This is a genomic window from Streptomyces sp. NPDC054834 (genome assembly GCF_053611185.1).
The window spans coordinates 30,731-51,722 of record NZ_JBSGZV010000008.1; the positions used below are offsets into that span (position 1 = coordinate 30,731).

General features: G+C 72.5%; 20 protein-coding genes and 1 pseudogene. 13 read left to right on the plus strand and 8 right to left on the minus strand.

From position 1 onward, the window contains the following. Window positions 1-114 precede the first annotated feature (114 nt). Window positions 115-4,608, plus strand: a complete 4,494-nt coding sequence (locus ACWGJM_RS13370) for an HAD-IC family P-type ATPase (RefSeq protein ID WP_453411798.1) — start codon at window positions 115-117, stop codon at window positions 4,606-4,608. A 52-nt stretch (window positions 4,609-4,660) separates the two neighbouring features. Further along, window positions 4,661-4,927, plus strand: a complete 267-nt coding sequence (locus tag ACWGJM_RS13375; RefSeq protein WP_453411799.1) for a hypothetical protein — start codon at window positions 4,661-4,663, stop codon at window positions 4,925-4,927. 63 nt (window positions 4,928-4,990) lie between these two features. Here ACWGJM_RS13375 and ACWGJM_RS13380 read toward each other — a convergent pair whose 3' ends face one another. Continuing rightward, the gene (locus tag ACWGJM_RS13380; RefSeq protein WP_453411800.1) at window positions 4,991-5,644 is read right to left on the minus strand and encodes an FMN-dependent NADH-azoreductase; all 654 of its coding nucleotides are present in this window, start codon (window positions 5,642-5,644) and stop codon (window positions 4,991-4,993) included. A 123-nt stretch (window positions 5,645-5,767) separates the two neighbouring features. On the opposite strand from ACWGJM_RS13380, the gene ACWGJM_RS13385 reads away from it, so the two are divergent. Further along, the gene (locus ACWGJM_RS13385; protein ID WP_453411801.1) at window positions 5,768-6,127 is read left to right on the plus strand and encodes a winged helix-turn-helix transcriptional regulator; all 360 of its coding nucleotides are present in this window, start codon (window positions 5,768-5,770) and stop codon (window positions 6,125-6,127) included. Between the two features lie 36 nt (window positions 6,128-6,163). On the opposite strand, the gene ACWGJM_RS13390 is transcribed toward ACWGJM_RS13385, so the two are convergent. Further along, window positions 6,164-7,354 (minus strand): amidohydrolase, encoded by a 1,191-nt coding sequence (locus tag ACWGJM_RS13390; RefSeq protein ID WP_453411802.1) that lies wholly within the window; start codon window positions 7,352-7,354, stop codon window positions 6,164-6,166. Between the two features lie 168 nt (window positions 7,355-7,522). On the opposite strand from ACWGJM_RS13390, the gene ACWGJM_RS13395 reads away from it, so the two are divergent. Further along, a complete protein-coding gene (locus ACWGJM_RS13395) occupies window positions 7,523-8,986 on the plus strand; it encodes an aminotransferase class I/II-fold pyridoxal phosphate-dependent enzyme (RefSeq protein ID WP_453411803.1) in 1,464 nt (487 codons plus the stop codon). Window positions 8,987-9,098: 112 nt separating this feature from the next. After that, window positions 9,099-10,034 carry an SGNH/GDSL hydrolase family protein gene (locus ACWGJM_RS13400; protein ID WP_453411804.1) on the plus strand — a complete coding sequence of 312 codons (936 nt, stop codon included), beginning with the start codon at window positions 9,099-9,101 and terminating at the stop codon, window positions 10,032-10,034. 1 nt (window position 10,035) lies between these two features. On the opposite strand, the gene ACWGJM_RS13405 is transcribed toward ACWGJM_RS13400, so the two are convergent. Further along, window positions 10,036-11,223, minus strand: a complete 1,188-nt coding sequence (locus ACWGJM_RS13405) for an acyltransferase family protein (protein ID WP_453411805.1) — start codon at window positions 11,221-11,223, stop codon at window positions 10,036-10,038. 200 nt (window positions 11,224-11,423) lie between these two features. On the opposite strand from ACWGJM_RS13405, the gene rpmG reads away from it, so the two are divergent. The 4 genes from rpmG (at window position 11,424) to ACWGJM_RS13425 (ending at window position 13,706) form a co-directional block, all read left to right on the plus strand. Continuing rightward, complete coding sequence (rpmG, locus tag ACWGJM_RS13410; RefSeq protein WP_453411806.1) at window positions 11,424-11,588, plus strand: 50S ribosomal protein L33; 165 nt, start codon at window positions 11,424-11,426, stop codon at window positions 11,586-11,588. A gap of 94 nt (window positions 11,589-11,682) precedes the next feature. Then, a complete protein-coding gene (locus ACWGJM_RS13415; protein WP_453411807.1) occupies window positions 11,683-12,888 on the plus strand; it encodes an MFS transporter in 1,206 nt (401 codons plus the stop codon). 110 nt (window positions 12,889-12,998) lie between these two features. Further along, window positions 12,999-13,448, plus strand: a complete 450-nt coding sequence (locus ACWGJM_RS13420; RefSeq protein ID WP_453411808.1) for a DUF1275 family protein — start codon at window positions 12,999-13,001, stop codon at window positions 13,446-13,448. Between the two features lie 60 nt (window positions 13,449-13,508). Beyond that, window positions 13,509-13,706, plus strand: a complete 198-nt coding sequence (locus ACWGJM_RS13425) for a hypothetical protein (RefSeq protein ID WP_453411809.1) — start codon at window positions 13,509-13,511, stop codon at window positions 13,704-13,706. Between the two features lie 6 nt (window positions 13,707-13,712). On the opposite strand, the gene ACWGJM_RS13430 is transcribed toward ACWGJM_RS13425, so the two are convergent. The 4 genes from ACWGJM_RS13430 to ACWGJM_RS13445 all read right to left on the minus strand — a co-directional run bounded on the left by ACWGJM_RS13430 (window position 13,713) and on the right by ACWGJM_RS13445 (window position 18,454). Continuing rightward, window positions 13,713-15,596, minus strand: coding sequence for a hypothetical protein (locus ACWGJM_RS13430; protein WP_453411810.1), 1,884 nt, complete (start codon window positions 15,594-15,596; stop codon window positions 13,713-13,715). A gap of 65 nt (window positions 15,597-15,661) precedes the next feature. Beyond that, complete coding sequence (locus ACWGJM_RS13435; RefSeq protein ID WP_453411811.1) at window positions 15,662-16,495, minus strand: transferase; 834 nt, start codon at window positions 16,493-16,495, stop codon at window positions 15,662-15,664. Then, a complete protein-coding gene (locus ACWGJM_RS13440; protein WP_453411812.1) occupies window positions 16,492-17,757 on the minus strand; it encodes a glycosyltransferase family 4 protein in 1,266 nt (421 codons plus the stop codon). Before ACWGJM_RS13440 ends, ACWGJM_RS13435 begins: the two co-directional genes overlap by 4 nt. A gap of 121 nt (window positions 17,758-17,878) precedes the next feature. Further along, a complete protein-coding gene (locus ACWGJM_RS13445) occupies window positions 17,879-18,454 on the minus strand; it encodes a DUF3455 domain-containing protein (protein ID WP_453411813.1) in 576 nt (191 codons plus the stop codon). Window positions 18,455-18,690: 236 nt separating this feature from the next. On the opposite strand from ACWGJM_RS13445, the gene ACWGJM_RS13450 reads away from it, so the two are divergent. Next, complete coding sequence (locus ACWGJM_RS13450; RefSeq protein ID WP_453411814.1) at window positions 18,691-19,164, plus strand: carboxymuconolactone decarboxylase family protein; 474 nt, start codon at window positions 18,691-18,693, stop codon at window positions 19,162-19,164. A gap of 74 nt (window positions 19,165-19,238) precedes the next feature. Here the strand turns inward: ACWGJM_RS13450 and ACWGJM_RS13455 are convergent, their stop codons facing one another. Continuing rightward, the gene (locus tag ACWGJM_RS13455) at window positions 19,239-19,547 is read right to left on the minus strand and encodes a hypothetical protein (RefSeq protein ID WP_453411815.1); all 309 of its coding nucleotides are present in this window, start codon (window positions 19,545-19,547) and stop codon (window positions 19,239-19,241) included. A 223-nt stretch (window positions 19,548-19,770) separates the two neighbouring features. Here ACWGJM_RS13455 and ACWGJM_RS13460 point away from each other — a divergent pair. From ACWGJM_RS13460 to ACWGJM_RS13470, 3 genes and pseudogenes are all read left to right on the plus strand, one after another. Further along, window positions 19,771-20,130: pseudogene (locus ACWGJM_RS13460) on the plus strand (glycosyl hydrolase); the annotation flags it as partial. 14 nt (window positions 20,131-20,144) lie between these two features. After that, complete coding sequence (locus ACWGJM_RS13465) at window positions 20,145-20,546, plus strand: alpha-L-rhamnosidase C-terminal domain-containing protein (protein ID WP_453411816.1); 402 nt, start codon at window positions 20,145-20,147, stop codon at window positions 20,544-20,546. 149 nt (window positions 20,547-20,695) lie between these two features. After that, on the plus strand, window positions 20,696-20,896 hold the full coding sequence (locus tag ACWGJM_RS13470; protein WP_361451186.1) for a DUF6229 family protein: 201 nt from the start codon (window positions 20,696-20,698) through the stop codon (window positions 20,894-20,896). Window positions 20,897-20,992: the final 96 nt, after the last annotated feature.

Sequence of the window (20,992 nt, forward strand, 5' to 3'; positions counted from 1 at the left end):
GGGAAGGTTCTGGGCCGATTCACCGGCTCGGATGTGGATGACCAGGCATCGCGGGGACTCGGGGGCCAGAATGGGAGCAGTGACTGAGGGAGCGAGATGCGGCTTGCGGGAGTGATGCGTCCCTCGAAGGCGGTCGGACTCGCAGTGGCCGGTTCCCGGCTGCTGGCAAGCGGGGCCGCGCCCGTGGCGGGCCTGGTCGCCGGGGCCGCCACGGCGACCGCGCGGGCGGGTGTGCGCGGCGCCGACACCACGGTGCGGGCCGCACGGGTCGTACGGAACGCCATGCCGGGCAGGACCGGCCAGTGGCGGTCGGGCGCGCGGGCCCACCTCGCGCTGCGCCCGGCCGACCCCGAGCGGGTCCGGTTGGAGGGCGGGGCCCGGGCGGTGGCCCGAGCGTGCGAGAAGGTGGCCGAGGCACTGGCCGAACATCCCGACGTCGTACTCGCGTACTGGGACGGAGGGCTGGGACGGCTGGTGGTCACCGCGAGCGAGGAGGAGCTCACCGACGGGGTGGTCGAACACGCCGCCGGGCTCGCCGAACGCCATGGCCTGGTCTTCATGGAGGACGAGCCGGAGGAGTACGCCCACCCCGGCGACCCGGGTGGTCTACGGCTCGCGGCGGCGACCCTGGCGGTCGACGTCGTCGGCGCCGCCATCGGGTTCATCGCCTCCTCGGTGCCGCTGCCCCGCTCGGCCCGGGCGGTGACCGCCGGGGTCACGCTGCTGCGCGAGAACCCGCGCTTCCGCTCCTGGCTGGCGGGCCGTGTCGGCCTCGCCCGGATGGACCTGGTGCTCGCCGCCGCCAACGCGGTCACCCACGCCGCCGACCGCTCGCCGACCGCCCTGGTGATCGACGGGACGCTGCGCTCCTGCCAGCTCGCGGAACGCATGGCGCGCGCGGCGGCGTTCGACGCCGATCACGACCTGCTGTCCGGGCCCGGGCGGGTGAGCGTGCCCGCCGGTCACTGCCCGCGCCCACCGCTGCGGACCGCCCCGTACCAGGAGTACGCCGCCCACGCCTCCATCGGCAGCGTGCTCGGAGCCGTGGTGACCGAACTGGTCAAACACGACGTCAACGAGGCGGCCGAGGCGGTACTGGCCGGCTCGCCCAAGGCCGCCCGCTACGGCCCCGGCGCCTTCCACGCCGTCCTCAGCGGCACCCTGGCCCGGCAGGGCGTGCTGGTGCGGGAGACCGCGCGGCTGCGAGAGCTGGAGACCGCGGACACTCTCGTGCTGCACGCCGGGGCGCTGCGCGCACCGGACGGCGGCCCGGACCCGTGGGGCGAGGCCGTGCTCGACGCCGCGCGGCACGCCAGGCTGAATGTGGTGATGACCGAGGACCCGGCCCTGAGCGACCTCGGCGGACTCGCCGACCAGGTGGTGGAGGGCGACCGGCCGTGGGACGAGGTGGTGCGCGAGCTGCGCGAGCGGGGCGACACCGTCATCACGGTTGCCCGGCCCACCTCCATCCATGAGACCGACGTGCTCGCCGGACTGCTCGGCGGCGATGTGGCCGTCGCCCTCACCGACCGCGACGGGGCCGTCGTCTGGGGTGCGGACGTGCTGGCCGCGCACGGACTGACGGATGTCTGGCGGCTGCTGACCGCCGTCCCGGCCGCCCGGGCGGTGGGTCGCAGGTCGCAGACCCTGGCCCGCTCCGGTGCCGTCCTGTCCGGGCTGCTGGTGGCCGTCGGCGAGTCCCGGAAGCCCAAGGGCTCGCCGCTGCCCGGCCTGCGGCACGCGCCGGTCGACGTGGTCGCCGCCGCCGCGCTGCTGGGCGGAGCGCGCGCGGCCCTCCGCGTGGGCACGGCCCCGGCTCCGCATCCCCGCCCGCGCATCGCATGGCACGCCCTGGAGATCGAGCAGGTCCACGAGCGGCTGGCGCGGGAGACCGCGGCGCATCCCACCGCCGTCGAGCGGACGACCGGCCGGGTCCGCGGCCTCGCGGAAGCCGCCCGCAAGCACCCCGTGATCGGTCCCGCGTCCGCCCCGGCGCGCTGGGCGGTACAGCTCGGCCGGGCCGTACGGGGCGAACTCGACGACCCGCTCACCCCGGTGCTCGCGGTCGGTTCCGCCGCCTCGGCGATCCTCGGCTCCGCCGTGGACGCCCTGCTGGTCGTCGGGGCGCTCGACCTGAACGCCACGATCGGCGGCGTCCAACGGCTGCGGGCGGAGCGCGCTCTGTCCGGACTGCTGGCCGAACAGCAGCAGAAGGCGCGCCTCAGCCGCCCCGCGCAGCGGCCTCAAGAAGAGCCTCAGGACGAGCCGCGGGAAGAGTCACGGGGCGGTGAGGAGGCCCGGCCGCCGGACGAGGCGCGGACCGTGGACGCCGCCGAACTGCGCCCCGGCGACATCATCGAGCTCACCGCCGACGACGTCGTACCCGCCGACGCCCGTCTGGTGTGGGAGGACGGGCTGGAGGTGGACGAGTCCGCGCTGACCGGCGAGTCCCTGCCGGTCGACAAACACACCGAACCCACCCCGCATGCCGCAGTGGCCGACCGCCGGTCCATGGTCTTCGAAGGCACGACCGTGGTCGCCGGACACGCCCGGGCGGTAGTGGTCCACACCGGTGACCGCACCGAGGCGGCCCGTGCCGTCCACCTCGCGGCCCGCAAGCCACCGGCCGGCGGGGTCCAGGCCAGGCTCCAGGAAATCACCCGCAAGGCGCTGCCCCTGACGCTCGCGGGCGGGGCCGCGGTGACGGGGTTGTCCCTGCTGCGCGGCGCCCCGGTCCGCCGAGCGGTCAGCGGTGGGGTCGCGGTGGCCGTCGCAGCCGTTCCCGAGGGGCTGCCGCTGGTGGCCACGGTGGCCCAGCTCGCCGCCGCCCGGCGGCTCAGCCGGCGGGGCGTCCTGGTCCGCACCCCGCGCACGCTGGAGGCGCTGGGCCGCATGGACACGCTCTGCTTCGACAAGACGGGCACGCTCACCGAGAACCGGCTGCGCCTGGTGCGGGTGGCCGACGCCCGGGGCACGGTCCGTACGGCCGTGAGCCCGGAGTCCGCCGAGACCGTACGGGTCGCCGCGCGGGCCTGCCCCCGTGTGAACGGGGACGGGGAGGACAAGCCCGCCCACGCCACCGACGAGGCGGTGCTGGACGCGGCCGGGCCCGACCCGTACTGGGTGCAGACCGGGGGCCGCCCCTTCGAAACCGGTCGCGGCTACGCCGCGGCCGTGGGCCACTCCGCGGACGGACTCCGCGTGCTGGTGGTCAAGGGCGCGCCGGAGACCGTGCTGCCGGCCTGCGCCGACCTTCCCCCCGAGGCCCTGGAGGCGGCCCACGCGCTGACCGGCGAGGCGCTGCGGGTCCTGGCAGTGGGCCACCGCCCGCTGGCGGCGGGCGAGGACGACGCGGACGCCCTCGACCAGGCGCTGGAGGGGCTCCGTTTCACGGGTCTGCTGGCGCTGTCCGACGTGCCCAGGGAGAACTCCCGCGCCCTGGTCCAGGAACTGCGGCAGACCGGCGTCCGGCCGGTGATGCTCACCGGCGACCACCCGCAGACCGCCCGGGCCATCGCTATCGAGCTTGGCTGGCCCGCGGACACCGCGGTCGTCACCGGCGACGAGCTGGCCGACGCCGACCGTTCGCGGCGGGCCCGGATCCTGCGCGACGCGGATGTCGTCGCCCGGGTCGCGCCCGAGCAGAAACTCATGGTCATCGAGGCGCTCCGGGACGCCGGCCGGGTGGTCGGCATGGTCGGCGACGGTGCCAACGACGCCGCGGCGATCCGCGCCGCCGACATCGGCGTCGGCATCAAGGCCCGCGGCTCGGCCGCGGCGCGCAATGCCGCCGACATCGTCCTGACCTACGGCGATCTGGCCGTGCTGACCGACGCGGTGGCCGAGGGCCGGGCGCTGTGGCGCTGCGTCGCCGACGCCATCGCCATGCTGATCGGCGGCAACGCCGGCGAGGTGAGCTTCGGCATCCTCGGCAGCCTGCTGGCCGGCGCGGCCCCGCTCTCCACCCGCCAGATGCTGCTGGTGAACCTCTTCACCGACCTGTTCCCCGCGATGGCCGTGGCGGTCACCCCGCACGAGGAGGACCGGGACGAGGACCTGGCGGCGGCACCCGACGAACAGCTCGTCACGTCCCTGCTCGGCAGACCGCTGATGCGACAGATCCGGCACCGCGCCCTGACCACCTGCCTGGGCGCGACCACTGCCTGGCTGATCGGCCGCTTCACCGCGGGCACGGCCCGTCGCTCCACCACCATGGCGCTGTGCGCTCTGGTCGGCACCCAGCTGGCCCAGACCCTCGCCGACCGCCGGGACAGCCCGCTGGTCCGGTTCACGGCCCTCGGCTCCGCGGCAGCCCTCGTGGCGCTGGTGCAGACCCCCGGTGTCAGCCACCTCTTCGGCTGCACCCCGCTCGGCCCGCTCGGCTGGACGGGTGTGGTCGTGGCCATCGTGCTCGCGGTGACCGGACAGCGGGCGCTGCCGCAGGTGGAACGGGCCGTGCTGCGGTGGTGGCGGTCGTCCGGCAGGCCCGAGGAACCCGTCGCGGGAGCGCCGCAGCGGGTGGTGGACATGGCGCGGCGGGCCTGGGAAGCGCTCGACAGGGCCGTCTCCGGCCCTGCCACGGCTCCCGCGGCCGCCCGGGCGAGGTAGTACCGCACCGTCCGCCGGGTGGTTGTCAGTGGCGGATGCGAGGCTGCCCGGCATGGATGAGCAGGAGTTCATGCGCGGCCGGGTGTACGGGGCCGACCACGACGACGCCGGCCCCCGGCCCGACCATGCCTATGCCCAACTCGTCGGCGGGCCGCTGGACGGTCTGCTGCTCGACGTCACCGACCGCCCCGGCCGGACGCCGGGCGAGCCGGTGGCGCTCCTGACGGAAATAGGCCGCTACGGCCCGGGCGGCCGCGCCCTGTACGCACCCCGGCCGCACGACGGCACCTGTTACGACTGGCACGGCGACGTGCCCTGAGGGCGAAGCCCGTGACCGGGCGGTGCCCGGACGAGGAGCCGCCCGCCGCCCAGCCCGTGCGTGTCAGGCGGCTGCCTTCAGCGCGGCAGCCTTGCCCTTGGTGACGGCGTCCTCGTGCGCCTGGGCCTTGGAGGCCTCGGCGAGCGGGATCAGTTCCGCCATCGCCGGGTTGGAGTGCGCCATGGTGAGCTCGGGAACGATGAAGTCGACCTCCATGCCCAGCATGTCGCCGAGAACAGAGCCCAGCAGGTTCTGGACGTACTCGAAGCCCTCGCGCGGGGTGCCGGGAGCGTAGGAACCGCCGCGGCTGGCCACGACGTACACGGGGGTGCCCTTGACCGGGGACTCCTCGACCATCGCCGTGCGGCCCACGAGGATCACCTGGTCGAGCCACGCCTTCAGCGTCGACGGGATCGTGAAGTTGTACATCGGGGCGCCGATGAGGACGGCGTCCGCGTTCTCCAGCTCCTCGATCAGCTTCAGCCGCTCGGCGAAGGCCGCCGCCTGCTCCGGGGTGTGATCGGCCGGGTCGACGAAACCGGCGGACGCGGTCAGGGCGTCGAGATGCGCGACCGGGTGGGTGTTCAGGTCGCGGTGGATCACGGTCCCGTCGGGGTGCTGCTCCTCCCACGCCTTGCGGAAGGCGGCCGTGACCGAGCGGGAGGCGGAAGCGGCCTCGGGCCAGAGGGACGAGTCCAGGTGCAGCAGCGTTGCCATGGTCATCTCCAGAAAAGGCGTGCCGAAGGGAACGAGACCGGACGGCCGTTCCGTGCGTACCTAGTAATAACACAGGGGCTTACTTTTTTTCAGCTCCAGTGAAGGTCATAGTAGACTGGCGCCATGAGGGAGCACGCCGCGGAGCCCTGCAAGAAGGTCGACAGCGCGATCACGCGCGTGTTCTCACTGCTCGGCAAGCGCTGGACCGGGATGATCGTCGCGGTGCTGATGGAGCACCCGGTGCATTTCTCCGACCTGCGCCGCGCCATCCCCGGCCTCAGCGAGCGCATGCTCTCCGACCGGCTGACCGAACTCGGCGCCGCCGGACTCGTCGTGCGCGAGGTGGACGAGGGCCCGCCGCTGCGCGTCTCGTACCGGCTGACCGAGGCCGGCTCGGCTCTTGAGCCGGCCTTGAAGGAACTGGCCGTCTGGTCGGAGAAGCACCTGCCCGAGACGGACTGGTCCGGGCCCTGCTCCGGCTGAGCGCCGGCCGGGCCGAGTGACCGGCAACGGCGGGCCTCACCCTTCGGTCGCCGCGGCCGAGCGGTGCCGCGCCCACGCCTCCTCGCTCAGCTCCGGGCACAGCACGAGGTCCGCGGCGGTGCACGCGAGCGCCTCCGTCGCGGCGAGCAGCACCTCCCGGGCCCGCGCCGAGGCGGCGGCCTCGGCGAACTCGACGGTGTGGTCCGAACCGTCCTCGTCCATGATCGCGACGAACGGGTGGATGGCGGGCACCCGAGTGCTGACGTTGCCGATGTCCGAGGACCCCAGATACACGCCGGGTACGGGCGGAGTGAGCGCGATCCCCGCACGGGACAGGTGCCGGGCGAACCGGTCCGACAGCACGTCGCTGTCCCGGAAATGGTCGTAGCGGACCGTGGCCCGCTCCACCTGGGCCCGTGTGCCGGTGGCGCGCGCGACCCCCTCGGCGCACTCGCGCAGCTGCTCGATCAGGTCGTCCAGGGCCCGGCCGGTGGCCGCCCGCAGCCCGAACTGCCCCTCCGCGTATTCGGGAACGATGTTCGTGGCCGTGCCGCCGTGGGTGACGATGCCCTGCACGTGCGAGGCCCCCGGCAGGCGCCGGCCCAGTACGGCCAGCACGTTGAACAGCTCGATCAGGGCGGCCAGCGCGTCGATGCCCTCGGTGGGGTTGCCCGTGGGATGGGCGGCCCGGCCGTGGAAGGCCACCCGGTACTGCACCTGTGCGGTCAGCGGCGCCCGCCGCCAGTCGTACACGCCTGGATGGAACATCAGTGCGGCGTCGACCTCGTCGAACACCCCGGCATCCACCTCGACGGCCTTTCCGCCGCCGCCCTCCTCGGCGGGGGTGCCCACGGCCAGCACGGAGCCGGCGGAGCCGTCCAGAACGGCGTGGGTCGCGAGTGCCGCGCCCAGGCCCGCCGCCGCGATGAGGTTGTGGCCACAGGCGTGGCCGAGGCCGGGCAGCGCGTCGTACTCCAGCAGCAGCGCCACGGTGGGGCGGGCGCGGCCCGAGCGGGCGGTGAACGCGGTCGGCATGCCGGCCACCCCACGCTCGACCCTGAGCCCGGCGCGCTCCAGTTCTCCCGTGAGCAGGGCCGCGGCGCGGTGCTCGGCGAAGGCGTGTTCGGGGTCCGCGTGCAGCCGCAGGGCCACGTCCCACAGGGCGTCGGCCCGGTCGGCCACGGCCTTGCGGATGTCCTGGTGGACGTCGTCCAGCCTGCGGGCCATGCGGTCTCCTCGGTGTCGGGTGCGCTCCTGCGTACCACTGCGGGTTCCACCGCCCGGGTGACGCGACACCCATCGGGTTTCGACGCCCGGACCAGTGCAACACGGTCGGTGTGACCGGACGGGCTTCAGCCGCTCACACCACTGCCGGGGGGCGACATGGGAGGAACGATGGATCACTCACGGGTGCCCGTGCTGGAGGCGCTTCAGGAGTTCCGGCGCCGGGGAGACATCGCCTACGGCCCGCCCGGACACAAGCAGGGCCGTGGCGTGGACCCGAGAGTGGCGGAGATCGTCGGTATGGACGTGTTCCGCTCCGACGTCCTCTCCCTCAACGGACTGGACGACCGGCGCCAGTCCCAGGGCGTCATCAGCCACGCCCAGGAGCTCATGGCCGACGCGGTCGGCGCCGATCAGGCGTTCTTCTCCACCTGCGGCAGTTCGCTGTCGGTCAAGACCGCCATGCTGGCCGTGGCGGGACCCGGCGAGAAACTGCTGCTGTCCCGCAACGCCCACAAGTCCGTGGTCGCGGCCGTCGTCGTCAACGGGGTCGAGCCGATCTGGGTGCACCCCAAGTTCGACACGGAGCGCCATATCGCCCACCCGCCGGAGCCCGACGACGTCCGCCGCCGCCTCCAGGAACATCCGGACGCCAAGGGCATGCTGCTGATCACGCCGACCGACTGGGGCACCTGCGCCGACATCCAGGGCGTGGCCCGGGTGTGCCACGAGTTCGACGTGCCCCTCATCGTCGACGAGGCCTGGGGCGCGCACCTGCCGTTCCACCCACGGCTGCCGGCCTGGGGCATGGACGCCGAGGCCGACCTGGTGGTCACCAGCGTCCACAAGATGGGCGGCGCCATCGAGCAGAGTTCCGTCTTCCACCTCCAGTACGACCGGGTGTCGCCGGAGGTCCTCAAACAGCGGGAGGACCTGCTCGGCACCACCAGCGCCTCCACCCTGGTGTTCGCCACTCTCGACGGCTGGCGCCGCCAGATGGTCGAACAGGGGCACGAACTACTGGAGACCGCACTGCGCCGGGCGGAACGGATCCGCACCGCCGCCGCGGAGCTGCCGGGCTTGCGGCCCATGGGCCGTGAGGTCCTGGACGAGGGACTCGCCGCCGAGATCGACCCGCTGAAGATCGTGATCGACGTACGCGGGCTCGGTATCAGCGGCATGCAGGCGGCCGAGTGGCTGCGGGCCCACCGGCATGTCGACATCGGCGGCTCCGACACCTGCCGCATCAGCGCCTCCATCACCCACGCCGATGACGACGAGACCGAGAAGATCCTTTTGGACGCCCTGCGCGCCCTCGTCGACGGCGCCGACTCCATCGAACGGCAGCCGGCCGTCCCCCTGCCCGGGCCCTCCGCCCTGGAGCTGGAGCAGGCCATGCTGCCTCGCGAGGCCTTCTTCGCCGAGGTCGACCACGTGCCCGCCGAGCGGGCCGCGGGCCGGATCTCCGCGGAGATGATCAGCCCGTACCCTCCGGGAGTGCCCGCGGTGGCCCCGGGAGAGGTGATCACCGACGAGGTCCTCGACTATCTGCGCAGCGGCGTCGAACACGGCGTGCTGATCCCCGACGCGGCCGACCCCTCGGTACGGACCTTGCGCGTGGTGGCCCGAAAGTGAGCTGACTTCCTGACCAGAACCCAATAGTCGGTGCCCGCCTCTGGCTTCGCAGACGTACCGGACGGTATACAAGCCCCGTCGAACGTGCGAAGGCACCAGGGGGAGGAATCCGATGGGGGACGGCACATATCCGGGCGGAGCGGCGCGACGGCGGCGGACGGTGGTGCTGGGGGCGGCGCTGGGCGGGTGTGCTCTCGTCGCCGCCTCCACAACGCCCGTTGCCGCGAACGGAGTCGGCGGGCACGGCCGCGACACGCGGTACGTGTCGCTCGGCGACTCCTACACCTCGGGTCCGCTCATCCCGCAGCAGGTGGACGCGAACTGCGCGCGGTCCGACCACAATTACCCCTCGATCGTGTCGGCGGAGCGACATGTGACGGCGTTCAAGGACGTCAGTTGCAGCGGGGCGACGACCGAGAACATGTGGACGGCGCAGGGCTCCAACGCCCCCCAGCTGAACGCTCTGCAACGGGACACCGACCTGGTCACGGTCCAGATCGGCGGCAACGACATCGGCTTCGGCTCGATCATCCAGACCTGCGCCCGCCTCGGCTCCCAGGATCCGACGGGGAACCCGTGCGAGCGCTACTACGGCTCGTCCGGGGTCGACCAGTTGGCGGTGACCATCGTGCGGACCGCCCCGAAGATCGACCGTGTGCTGCGTGCCGTGCGCGCCGGGGCCCCGCACGCGCGGGTGCTCGTCGTCGGTTACCCGGACCTCCTCCCCGACGACGGCAGTGGCTGCTCCGCTTCCGTTCCGTTCGGGGTGAAGGACTTCCCCTATCTGCGGGACACCGGCAAACGGCTGAACCTGATGCTGCGCATGGTGGCCGCGTGGAACCATGCCGAGTACGTCGACACCTACGGCCCCACGCGCGGCCACGACATGTGCAAGGCGCCCGAGGACCGCTGGATCGAACCGCTCCAGCCGGCCTCGCCCGCCGCCCCCGCGCATCCGAACGCCAAGGGTGAGGAAGTCATGGCCCGTGCCGTACTGGCCCGTCTGGGCCAGAGGCATGGACGCCGCCTGAGTGGTCCGACCGGATGATTCAGTCGGCCGCCGCGGCCGGCGCGGACGGTGACTGGGTGTCCGGCGCCGGCTTCCGGGCCGCGGCGGAACGGCACTTGCGCAGGAGCAGCCGTCGCGCGGGGCGTTCCACCGCCTCGTACAGGACCCAGGACAGTCCGAGGGACACCGTGAACGCGACGACGGTGACGGTCAGGGCCGTCGGCAGGCCGAACCGCGGGGACTTGCCGAGCAGGATGGTGCCGGTCCTGATCACCAGGAGATGGACCATGTAGAAGGCGAACGACAGTTCGCCCAGCCGGACCAGCCGTCGGTGCCGCCACAGCGACGGCAGGCCCTGCACGTCGGCGACGGCCGCCGCCGGGATGAGCAGGGCGAAGCCGATGATGGTGCAGACGGTGGCCGGGTACCCGGCGGTGACCTGCGGGACGAAGAAGTAGCCGATGATCGCCAGCGCGAGCGAGGCCTCCAGACCGGGCCCGCGCCACCGGCCGAGCAGCACCAGACGGGCGGTCGCGGCGCCGAGGACGAACTCGGGCAGGCGGGCGGCGGGGAAGGAACTGATCGGCTGACTGAACCACTGGTGCGACTCGGTATGGGCGAGCGCCAGTACCGCCAGCACCGATGCCCCGGCGAGGGCCGCCGATCCCCGGGCGCCGAGACGGCGCAGCAGGAGGGCCAGCAGCGGGAAGGCGGCGTAGAAGAAGGCTTCGCAGGCGAGGGACCAGCTGACCGGGTTCAGGGTCTGCCACCACGGGCGCCACCACGAGTGCACCAGCAGCAGGTCGGCCAGTCCCTGGCGCAGTGTCGGCCTTGCCAGATGGACCGGCGCGCAGGTCATGAGCAGCGCGATCGCGACGGTGACCAGGTGCACCGGGTAGACGCGGGCGATGCGCCGCCACCAGAAGCCGAGCGCTCGGTCGTTCGGGCGTGCGGACCACGTGAGTACGAATCCTGACAACACGAAGAAGAAGGACACTCCGCTGGCCCCGGCCCCGAACGCCCACGTCATGACGCGGCCGCCGGTGCCGCCGAAGTAGCCGAAGTTGTGCACGTGCAGTCCGAAGACCAGCAGCGCCGCCATCCAGCGCAGCCCGGTGAGCGAGGGGAGCGAGGGCATCGAGGCGGACGGTGGGATCTTCGTACCGGGTCCGGCGGCCGTGGCGGCGGTGGCGGGCGGCGTCCGGGTCGCCGTGGTCGCCGTCGTCATGGAGTCTCCTGCCGGGGGATGTTCACGCGGGGCATGAAAGGGAACGTTGCCCATTCGGAACCGTTAATTCCGTCCCCGTGCGAAACATCACACCGCTGCCGAACCAGAAGGCGGGAATTCCACCCGGGAGCCCGTGGTTGAGGCCTATTGCTGGCATGCTCGGATCAAGGTCGAGTGTGTGGTGAACGAAGGAGGACCTCATGGCCCGCAGCACCGCGCGCCCCGTCGTCAGGCTGAAGTCGACGGCCGGAACCGGCGTCACCTACGTGACCCGCAAGAACCGCCTCAACGACCCCGACCGGCTCGTACTGCGCAAGTACGACCCCACTGCCGGGAAGCACGTCCTGTTCCGCGAGGAACGCTGAACCACGAGCGAGCCGCCCAGGGCTGAGCCGAGCCCTGGCGGCCCGCTGCCGTCGTGTCGCGTCGCGCCGGACGGCCGGATGCCTATGGTGAGGTGTGGTCAGGAGTGACGCCGAGCGTCATCGCCGGGGTCGCCGGCCGGGGTACAAGTCCGCGGCCGGCGTCTTCGCCGTCGGCATGATGGGCACCACTCTGCCGACGCCGCTCTACGGGCTGTACCGGGAGCGGATCGGGTTCTCCGAACTGATCGTGACAGTGGTGTTCGCCGTCTACGCGGTGGGCGTCATCACCGCACTGCTGGTCGCCGGCGGTTTCTCCGACGTGCTGGGGCGGCGCCCGGTGCTGATGTCCGCGCTCGGGCTGTCCGCGCTCAGCGCGCTCTGCTTCCTGTTCGAGGGCGGGCTGCCGCTGCTGTACACGGGCCGTGTGCTGTCGGGTTTCTCCGCTGGGCTGTTGAGCGGCACGGCCACCGCGACCGTCCTCGACCTGGCACCGCCGGGACTGCGCGCACGGGCCGGACTGGCGGCGACCGCGGCCAACATGGGCGGCCTCGGCCTCGGCCCCCTGCTCTCGGGCTTCCTGGCCGAGTACGCGCCCTGGCCGCTCACACTGCCCTTCGTCGTCCATCTCGCGCTGCTGGCGGTCGCCATGGCGGTCACCTGCCTGCTGCCCGAGACCGTACGCCACTCCGGCCCCCGGCCTCCGCTGCGGCCGCAGGGCATGACGGTGCCACCCGAGGTGCGGGGCGTGTTCCCGTCCAGTGCCCTCGCCGCCTTCGCGGGTTTCTCCCTGCTCGGCCTGTTCACGGCCGTGGCCCCCGCCTTCCTCGCCCAGACGCTGGGTGAGCGCAACCTGGCGGTGGTCGGTGCCGTCGTCTTCTGCGTGTTCTGCGCCTCCACCTGCGGACAGCTGCTCATGGGACGCGTCGGTGCCCGCCGAGCCCTGACGTGGGGCTGCCTGGTACTCGTCGTCGGCCTCCTCCTCGTCGGGGCCTCGCTGCTCCTGACGTCCCTGCCGGTGCTGCTGGTGGGGGCGGCGACGGGTGGTGTGGGACAGGGCATGGCCTTCCGCGCCGGTCTGACGGCGGTGAGCTCCGCGGCCCCCCAGGAGCACCGGGGCGCCACCATCTCGGCGTTCTTCGTCGTCGCCTACGTGGGGATCTCGCTGCCGGTCGTCGGAGTGGGCGCCCTCGCCGTGACCCTGGGCGTACGCGACGCCGGGATGGTGTTCGCGTGTTGCGCGGTCCTGCTAGTCGCGGCCGTGGGCATCCGCGTCCGGCGCCGCCCCCCACGGGATCTGTGACGCGCCGACCGGCGGACGGAGTGCCGACCGCGGGTCACGCGGCCGTCCCGCCCGGCCCCTGCGGCAGGCCGACGAGGTGAACGCCGACCGGTCACGGGGCCGAGATCCACGTGAGCATCGCACTGTGCGCCCTGACCGTGACGTCCGGCGCGATCGACGCGATCACGTTTCTCGGCCTGGGGCATGCGTTCGCGACCCTCGCGACCGGCAACCTGCTGCTGCTCGGCTTCGGGGTGGCGAGGGCACCCGGGATCGCCGCAGCCCGGCCGGCGGAGGCGCCGGCCGCTTTCGTCGCCGGAGCCACCGCGTCCCAGGTCCTCATCGCCCGGTCGAGCCGCAGGGGACGGCGATGGTTCGTGATCGCGCTCACCGCCGAGGTGGCGGTGCTGTGTGCCACGGGCCTGTACGCCGTGGCCGCCGACGGCACCGGGCAGCTCCCCGGACACTCCGTGGCCCTCACGGCCGTGTTGCTCGCCTTCGCCATGGGACGGCGCACACGCGTGATCAACGAGGCGGGGATCCCGACATGCCCACCACAGCCATCCAGATCACGCTGGTGAGGGCCCTGACCGTGTGCTGTCCTTCCGGTCGCCGGCCCCCGGCAGTCGGCTCTTCAGGGGGTGCGGCGGATCACGACCGTGCTCGGCATCTTCGTCGGCGCAGTCGTCGGGGCGCTTCCGCTGCGGCTCGGGGCCGGCCACGCCGTCCTCGTCGTCACCCTGTCCGAGGCATGTGTGGCCGCCCTGTACGCCCGAGTTCCCCGGCTCCGGCCGTCGCCGGGCCGGTATCCGGACGCCTCCGCCCAGAACGCCGGGTGAACAGGGTCAGCTCCTGCGCAGGACTCTGTTCGCGCCTGCCGCGGCGGTGGTGGCGAGGAGCCAGCCCGCGCTGACCAGCACGACGGCCGCCCATTGCGCGGCGCCGCGGGCCGTGAACGCCGGTTCCTGCCCGAAGTCGACGACGGGCAGCAGCAGATCCAGGGTGTATATGGCGGGCTGGAAGTCGGGTCGTGCGCCGTCGCCGGTGAACTGCGGCGGCCAGGTGGCGAAGACGGCGGTGCCGGCCGCGAACAGCGCGGCCAGGAGCCACGCCGCGCGGGCCGGCCGGTAGCCGTAGCCGACCGTGAGGTCCTGCACGACGCTCCAGATGCGGGCGGGCCAGGTGAGCGTGGTGCGGATGCGGCGCTGCTCGGCCAGCAGCACGGTGCGGGCGTCGGCGTCCCGGCCGTGCTGCCGGTAGGTGACCGCCAGCTGCTCGTACGGTTGCAGGGCGAAACCGGTGGGGTCCCGGTCCAGCCAGGGCAGCCGGTCGCCGCCGGGCAGCGTGGGATGGACGCTGTCGTACACCAGGCCTTCGAGGAGCAGCGCCCGAGGCCAGCTCGCCGGGTCGTCCCGCAGCACGCCGACCCGGGTGTGCCTGAGGTCGACGGTGCCGACGGGGGCTTCGCGGGGCTGGAGCGCCAGTTCGGAGGCCGTGGAACGGCGGCAGGTCAGCGCGGTGTTGCCGCTCGGAACATCGAACAGGGCGTCCTTGAAGCAGAGCTTGGCGCGTACGGTGACGCTGCTGAGCGAGATCCGGCCGTGCGCGCTCAGCCCGTCGCAGCAGTTGAACTCGGCCCCCACCTCTATGCCGTTGGCGCGCAACGCCGGTCCCGCGAGGCCGGTCAGATCCGCGCCCTCCAGGAGGACCGAACCGCCGATCCGGGCGTCGCAGAGGTCCACGGTGCCCTGCGCGACGAACCCGCCGCGGCAGTTGAGGGTGCCGCCGACGTGCAGGCGCTCGGCGGTGAGCGCCGTGCCGTCCGGGTGGTGCAGCCGGGCCCTCTTCAGCACGACACTGCCCCGCACCGTCGTGTCCCTCAGGTCGACACACCCGTGCACCACGAGCCCGCGGCCCGCCTGGATGTCACCGCCGACCGTGGCACACAGCAACTGAAGCGCGGGTTCCCCGCGTCCCTCGCCCGTGCCGGTGAGGGTGCTCTCCTCCAGGTGGAGTGTTCCGCCGATCGAGGCGCCGTAGAGGTTGATGCCGCCCTCGCTGGTGAAACCGAGGTCGAGGTGGAGCCCGCCGCCCACACTGAGTTCGGCTGCCTGAACGCAGGCGTCGGCGCCCCGGATCCGCGCGCCGCGCAGAGTGAGCGCGTCCCGGATCTGGGCGCTGGTGAGCCGCACCTGTCCGGCGCATTCCAGGCCGGCCGCCGAGAAGCCCTCGTCGACGGAGAGCGACTCGGCGTCGATCGCGGGCCGCTCGTCCGAAGCCACCGTCCGCGAGCGGTTCAATGACAGACGTGTGCCCACGCTCAGGGACCGCAGATCGAGCGTGCCGTCGATCACGCAGTCCGCGAGCACGCACTCCTGATCGATCCGGGTGCCCACCGCCGTGAGTCCGGGCAGGGCGCAGTCCCTCATCTCCAGGGCGTTGAAGTGCCCGCCGTCGAAACAGGGCGCCTCGTCCAGCCGGCAGGACCGCAGGCGTATCGCGCACCGGACGTCCGCCTCGGCGAGATCGAGCCTCCCGGTGATGCGCGTGCCCTGTAAGCGCAGCCGGGCGAGGCTCCCCGGCACCGGTCGGGGCGCGGCGACGAGCAGCCACCGTACGACCTCGGCGCGCACTTCCGGCACGTCGTCGCACCACTCGCCCCGCCGGTACGCCTCCCAGAGACGGCGCTCGTGCGGCTCCCAGGCATCCGGCGGCCCCTCGTCCGACACCGCGCGTCTCCCCCTTCGGCCCAGCGCCAGTGAAGCACCGCATGGCTACCCGACCCGAGTCGGCCTCACGCCTGCGCCGCCGGGCGACCGGCCTTCGCCACCTTCACGGAGAAGTCGTTGTCGATCGTGTAGTAGGGATGCACCACCGCGTCCCCGACCGTGGTCGCCGGACAGACGAACACCTCCTTGCGGTCCGCCACGTCGTCGAGGAGTCGGGCCAACCGGATGAGAGGTGCCTCGGCCGCGGGGCGGACGAAGACGTCCCAGACCCCGCTGCCGGTGCTCGTGCCGGCGGCGAGCTCCTCGTGGTCGAGGGTGAACGAGAGGCTTCGGCCGTCGTCTCCGGGCCGTGGCCGAAGAATGCGTACGGTGTCGTCGTCGCCGCGCAGGCGGAGGTGGACCACCGCCCCCTCCAGGAGCGCGGCGCCGTGCAGGCGTGCGGCGACCGTCGTCGACCGGTCCGTGACGTCGACGCGGCCGGCCTCCGCGTGGGCGGGGCGCAGCCAGGCGCGCACGGCGAGATAACCGTCCTTGGTGGCGTAGGGGATCCGGACGGCGAGCGGTGACGGCCGGTCACGCAGGTGTCCGTCGACGAGGACCCGCAGGTCGCGCAGGCCTGGGCGCAGCCGGACCCGCGGGGACTCCGGGTCCGGCAGCAGGTACACGTCCCAGCGGCCCTCCGCGAGCAGGGTCCGCGGTTCCAGTGTGGCGCGCAGGCCGTGGCCGGAGGGCTCCAGGCCGAGGACGTGGCGGGTCGTCTCGGGCTGCCCCTTCTTGGGGCGGAGCCGCAGGAGCAGTTGCTGTCCCTCGGCCGGCGGCAGCGGCAGGTCGAAGGTGATCCGGCCGTCCGCGCCGACCGTACAGGCGACGCGTGGCTGTGCGTTGTGTTCCGTGCTCATCGTCCTGCCTTCCGTACCCTGCGCAGTACGCCGTTCGCCGCGACCCGCGCGGCGTCGCGGGCGGCGAAACCCCGGCTGGTCAGTACGCGGCGCACGGGAGCGTGTTCCAGGGCGACCGGGCGTCCCGCCCGTCGGGCCGAGACCGCCTCGGCCAACAGGTTCTCCGCCTGCTCGACTACGGGGCCGGGAGCGTACCGCCGCGCGTTCTCCATGGCCGCACGGCCCGCACGGCGACGCCGCTCGTCGTCGCGTACGAGCTCCAGCAGGGCGGTGCCCAGGGCGTCACGGTCCCCGACCGGCACCAGCCGGCCGTCGACGCCGTCCTCGATGATCTCACCTGGTCCATAGGGGCAGTCGGTGCTCACCACCGGCAGACCGCAGCGCATCGCCTCGACGATCGTCATGCCGAACGGCTCGAAGTCGGAGGCGGCCGCACCGATCGAACCCTTGACCCACTCGGCCTCCATGGGAGCCGCCGGACCCATGAGGTAGACGTTGTTCCACAGCCCGAGCTCCACGATGAGCCGGTGCAGCCGATCGCGCTGCTCACCCTTGCCGTAGATGCGCAGCTGCCAGTCGGGGTGCTCGGCGGCGACCACGGCGAAGGCCTCGATGAGGAGGTCATAACGCTTCACCGGGACCAGCCGGCCGGCCGCGACGACCACCTTGGCGTTGCCGTCCGCGGTCGGGAGGGTGGGATCCGGCACGCTGTTGGGGAGGTTCTCCACGCGCACGCCGGGCAGTCTCATCTTCCGCCGGTACGCCGCGGCGTCCGCCTCGGACACGGTGGTGAGCACGTCGAGCCGGGGATAGGCCCGGCGCAGCGAGGTGCGCAGCTGCGGCGAGTGGTTGTCCAGGGTCAGGTGCTCCTGACCGATGCGTGCCACGTGGCCGGGCGCCTGGAGCGCGAGGTGCACGTTGAGGCCCGGCCGGGTGCCGATCACCACGTCGGCGTCGGTCGCGGCGAGACACGCGCCGATGCGCTCGTCCGTCAACTCGCTGTACTGCTTGTACCGGTACTCGGCGCGGGGAAAGACTCGCGCCGGTCTCAGCTGCTGTGGATGCTCCTTCTCCTGCCGGAGGTCGACCAGCGGCCGCAGCGACACCCTCGGGTCCAGGGCGGAGTGCGGCCGCTCCAGGTGCCGGAACACGGAGACGATCTCCACGTCGTGCCGGTCCGCCAGCGCCTGCGCCAGGTTGAAGGTGGTGGTGATCGTGCCTCCGATCCCGTAGGCGTTGTGCAGCAGGAAAGAGATCTTCATAGCGGCCTAGACCGTGCCAACTTCCTCAGGGTTGCGCCTTGTTACTGCTTCGTGATGCCGCTGTCGGGCTCCGTACCCGTACGCGGGGTAAGGCAGCTGGCCCGCTTCACAGGTTCGGCGGTCATGGGCGCGAGGGCGCGTAGAAGAGGTACGTGGCCGAGTAGGGGACGCCGACCTGACTGTTGTCCGTGCAGGATCCCGCCGGCGGGAGGCCTCCCTCGGTGTGGAGGCGCTGGATGTAGGAGACGGAGCCGAACATGCCGTCGCCGCGGGTGGCCGTGGCCTTGAGCAGCAGTTCCGGTACCGCGTCCTCGTGCGGGACGCTTGCGCCGGGGACGGCGGAGGCGTTGACCGCGCTGCCGTCGACGGTGGAGATCCAGACCGGGCCCTTGCTGTGCAGGGCGACAGGGCGATGCCGCGGGTCGTGCTCCTTCCAGAGGTTGGCGGCGGGCTCGAGGAAGGTCCAGGAGCCGTTGACGCAGGTGTAGGTCTGCACGCCCTGTGCGTCGAACGAGGCGATCCGCTTGTTGCCGTCGGGTACGCGCAGCTGCGGGGGGATCGCGGTTCTGTGGGCGTCGGCGGAGGCGTGGGCCGGCGAGTGGTCGGCCGCGTGACCGACCGTGGCGGCCCCCAGGACCGCTGCGGCTGCTGTGGCGAGGCTTCCGGTCATGAGCGCGGCGCGCTTGGTGAGCATCATGCGGGATCAACTCCGGGCATCGTGACTGCGGGGTGTGGCTGAGGCGCTGACTGACGCGTGCGCAGGACGGTACGGACCGGACGCACAGCGTGTTCAACGGCGCGTAGGCCCGGTATGCCGAGGGCGGGCTCCGCCGCCCGACACAATATGACCCACGTCACATTCATGGCTGTCACATCCTGTCGGGCCGTCCCGTCAGAGAGGTGTACGTATCAGCAACCGCACAGGAGTCCGTCATGGAAGCTCGCTTGAACCACTTCGGCAACCCGGTCGCAGCCAAGTTCCTCAAGTACATCAACTCGGCGGGCAAAGCGGTGTCGGAGTCGACGCTGCCGGCCGCGACGCAGGAGCTGGTGAAGATCCGCGCCAGTCAGATCAACGGCTGCGGCTTCTGCACCGACATGCACACCAAGGACGCCGCCCACGCCGGGGAGACCTCGGTGCGCCTGAACCTGGTCGCGGCCTGGCGCGAGGCCAAGGTGTTCACCGACGCCGAGCGCGCCGCGCTGGAGCTGACGGAGCAGGGGACCCGCATCGCCGACGCGGCCGGCGGTGTCTCGGACGAGGCCTGGGCGAACGCCGCCAAGCACTACGACGAAGACCAGCTCGCCGCCCTCGTCTCCCTCATCGCCCTCATCAACGCCTACAACCGGCTGAACGTCATCGTCCAGCAGCCCGCCGGCGACTACCAGCCCGGCCAGTTCGGATAAGCCCGACAAGGGGAGCTCTTCCGGCAGTCCCGTCGCGGGTGACGTCGCCGGCAGGCAGATGTCCGGCGGCGCGGTCACGCGAGCCAGAGCGAGCCGCGCCGGTGACGCGTCGGCGGCACATCCACCGAGTCCGTGGCGTCGAGGGCCAGTTCATCGGCGCTGGAGTTCACCAGCCGCAGAAGAGCCCCCACTTGGGCCCGCAGCCGCTGTCGTGCCCGGCGTTCCTCGATCGCGGACCACCGCGCGACGGAACGGTCGTGACCGTGCCGGGCGAATGAGTAGAAGTCCACCTTGCGGCGGACCGCGCACGGATGGGGTCTCCTGGATTCCCGCGCCGCATCGCTGAGGCTGCGGGCGCCGTACCTGAGGTCGTGCAGAACCACGGTACGCCAGGGGTTCCCTGGTCGATGGTCGTCTCCGTTCCGGCTGTGCGCAGCGGGAACGTGATGGGCGGTGCGTGCCATGGGGACTCCGTCGGTAACCACCGCCAGGTATCTCCTGGCGGCTACCCGAAGCCCGCCGGACCCTTCGAACGCGAGATGTCCATGCCCGCAACGATATCCCGCGGCATCCGTGGACGAGCCTTGTACGCCTGGGGTTTCCGGGGCGGGCGCGTACAACGGCTCGGCGTACAGCACTACATGGGACCGTTTCCTGCGCACCATGGGCGGCGCCTACGCGGCAGGCGTCAACCAGACGGTCCTACACGGCTTCTCCTACGCCACCGCGCCGAAGGTGAGCCGGCCCGGCTTCGCGGCCTTCAGCCCCTACAACGGCGCCCCCGGCTACGGCGAATCCTGGGGACCCCGGCAGCCCACCTGGCAGCACGTCACCGATATTTCCGGCTACCTCGGCCGCGTCCACCGGGTCCTCCAGTCGGGCACCGCGAGGGCGGACGTCGCCGTGTTCCGACAGACCGGTTACACCGCCACCGGCATCGGCGCGTCCTGGTTCGGGCGTCTGGGGTCACGCCGAGCCGGGTGAAGGGTTCATCCGGCCCCGAGGGCGCGCTCGTCCCCTTCCCGCTCACCGCGGTCCGGCTCCTGGAGAGGCCCTTCCTGGCCAACATGCGCCGCACCCGCGCGTACCTGCTCTTCGTCGACATCGTCGATCCCGCGGTCGAAGGCGACATGACCTCGGCATCCGCCTCCCCCCGCACCCCCTGCGGCATCGCCCGCACCGCCTGGACACGTCATGCCGACCGCTTCCGGCTGACCGTGGACGTGCCCGCCGGGAGCACGGCGGAGGTCCACCTTCCCGCGTCCGACGGCCGTGCCGAGGCACCGGCGGGAGCGCAGCTCCTGCGCACCGGTGGCACGGAGACGGTGTACGAGGTGGGCTCCGGCCACTGGGGGTTCCACTCGACGCTGCCACTGGCCTGAGGCACACGTGCCCCGCCCGCCCCACGGACCGGGCCGCACCACACGAACACCGCCCGACTGTGGCCGGATTGCTCGTCTGACGAGCGTTCGAATCCGGTGATACTCAGGGCTGGGCAATCCGTCCCAATCCCCTCGTTTGGAGGCCATCCATGCCCCAGACCAGAGTTTCCACCGCCGCTGTGCTCGACGCCTGGCTGTCCGGCGCCGAGAGCGCGTACGGGCAGGCCAACCCGGCCGGACCCCTGTACGTCGGCGGCACGGCGGCCGAGGCCGCGCTCACCGACCCGAGCGACTCCCTCTACGGCTTCTGTTCCAGCCCGAGCGGCTCCCACGGCAGCTGGTGCTGCTGATCACCTGAGGCACCTGCGGAAGAAGACCAGCGCGGGGGACTGCGCGCCGAGCCATCACCGGTCGCGCAGTCTCCCGTGCTCCTTTTCGGCATCAGG

Bases quoted from the DNA above. Each gene is read 5' to 3' on its own strand.
- ACWGJM_RS13370 (WP_453411798.1), top strand. From the start codon at position 115: ATGCGTCCCTCGAAGGCGGTCGGACTCGCAGTGGCCGGTTCCCGGCTG.
- ACWGJM_RS13395 (WP_453411803.1), top strand. From the start codon at position 7,523: ATGGATCACTCACGGGTGCCCGTGCTGGAGGCGCTTCAGGAGTTCCGG.
- ACWGJM_RS13445 (WP_453411813.1), bottom strand. From the start codon at position 18,454: ATGATGCTCACCAAGCGCGCCGCGCTCATGACCGGAAGCCTCGCCACA.
- ACWGJM_RS13380 (WP_453411800.1), bottom strand. From the start codon at position 5,644: ATGGCAACGCTGCTGCACCTGGACTCGTCCCTCTGGCCCGAGGCCGCT.
- ACWGJM_RS13385 (WP_453411801.1), top strand. From the start codon at position 5,768: ATGAGGGAGCACGCCGCGGAGCCCTGCAAGAAGGTCGACAGCGCGATC.
- ACWGJM_RS13400 (WP_453411804.1), top strand. From the start codon at position 9,099: ATGGGGGACGGCACATATCCGGGCGGAGCGGCGCGACGGCGGCGGACG.
- rpmG (WP_453411806.1), top strand. From the start codon at position 11,424: ATGGCCCGCAGCACCGCGCGCCCCGTCGTCAGGCTGAAGTCGACGGCC.
- ACWGJM_RS13375 (WP_453411799.1), top strand. From the start codon at position 4,661: ATGGATGAGCAGGAGTTCATGCGCGGCCGGGTGTACGGGGCCGACCAC.
- ACWGJM_RS13470 (WP_361451186.1), top strand. From the start codon at position 20,696: ATGCCCCAGACCAGAGTTTCCACCGCCGCTGTGCTCGACGCCTGGCTG.
- ACWGJM_RS13435 (WP_453411811.1), bottom strand. From the start codon at position 16,495: ATGAGCACGGAACACAACGCACAGCCACGCGTCGCCTGTACGGTCGGC.
- ACWGJM_RS13405 (WP_453411805.1), bottom strand. From the start codon at position 11,223: ATGACGACGGCGACCACGGCGACCCGGACGCCGCCCGCCACCGCCGCC.
- ACWGJM_RS13450 (WP_453411814.1), top strand. From the start codon at position 18,691: ATGGAAGCTCGCTTGAACCACTTCGGCAACCCGGTCGCAGCCAAGTTC.
- ACWGJM_RS13440 (WP_453411812.1), bottom strand. From the start codon at position 17,757: ATGAAGATCTCTTTCCTGCTGCACAACGCCTACGGGATCGGAGGCACG.
- ACWGJM_RS13390 (WP_453411802.1), bottom strand. From the start codon at position 7,354: ATGGCCCGCAGGCTGGACGACGTCCACCAGGACATCCGCAAGGCCGTG.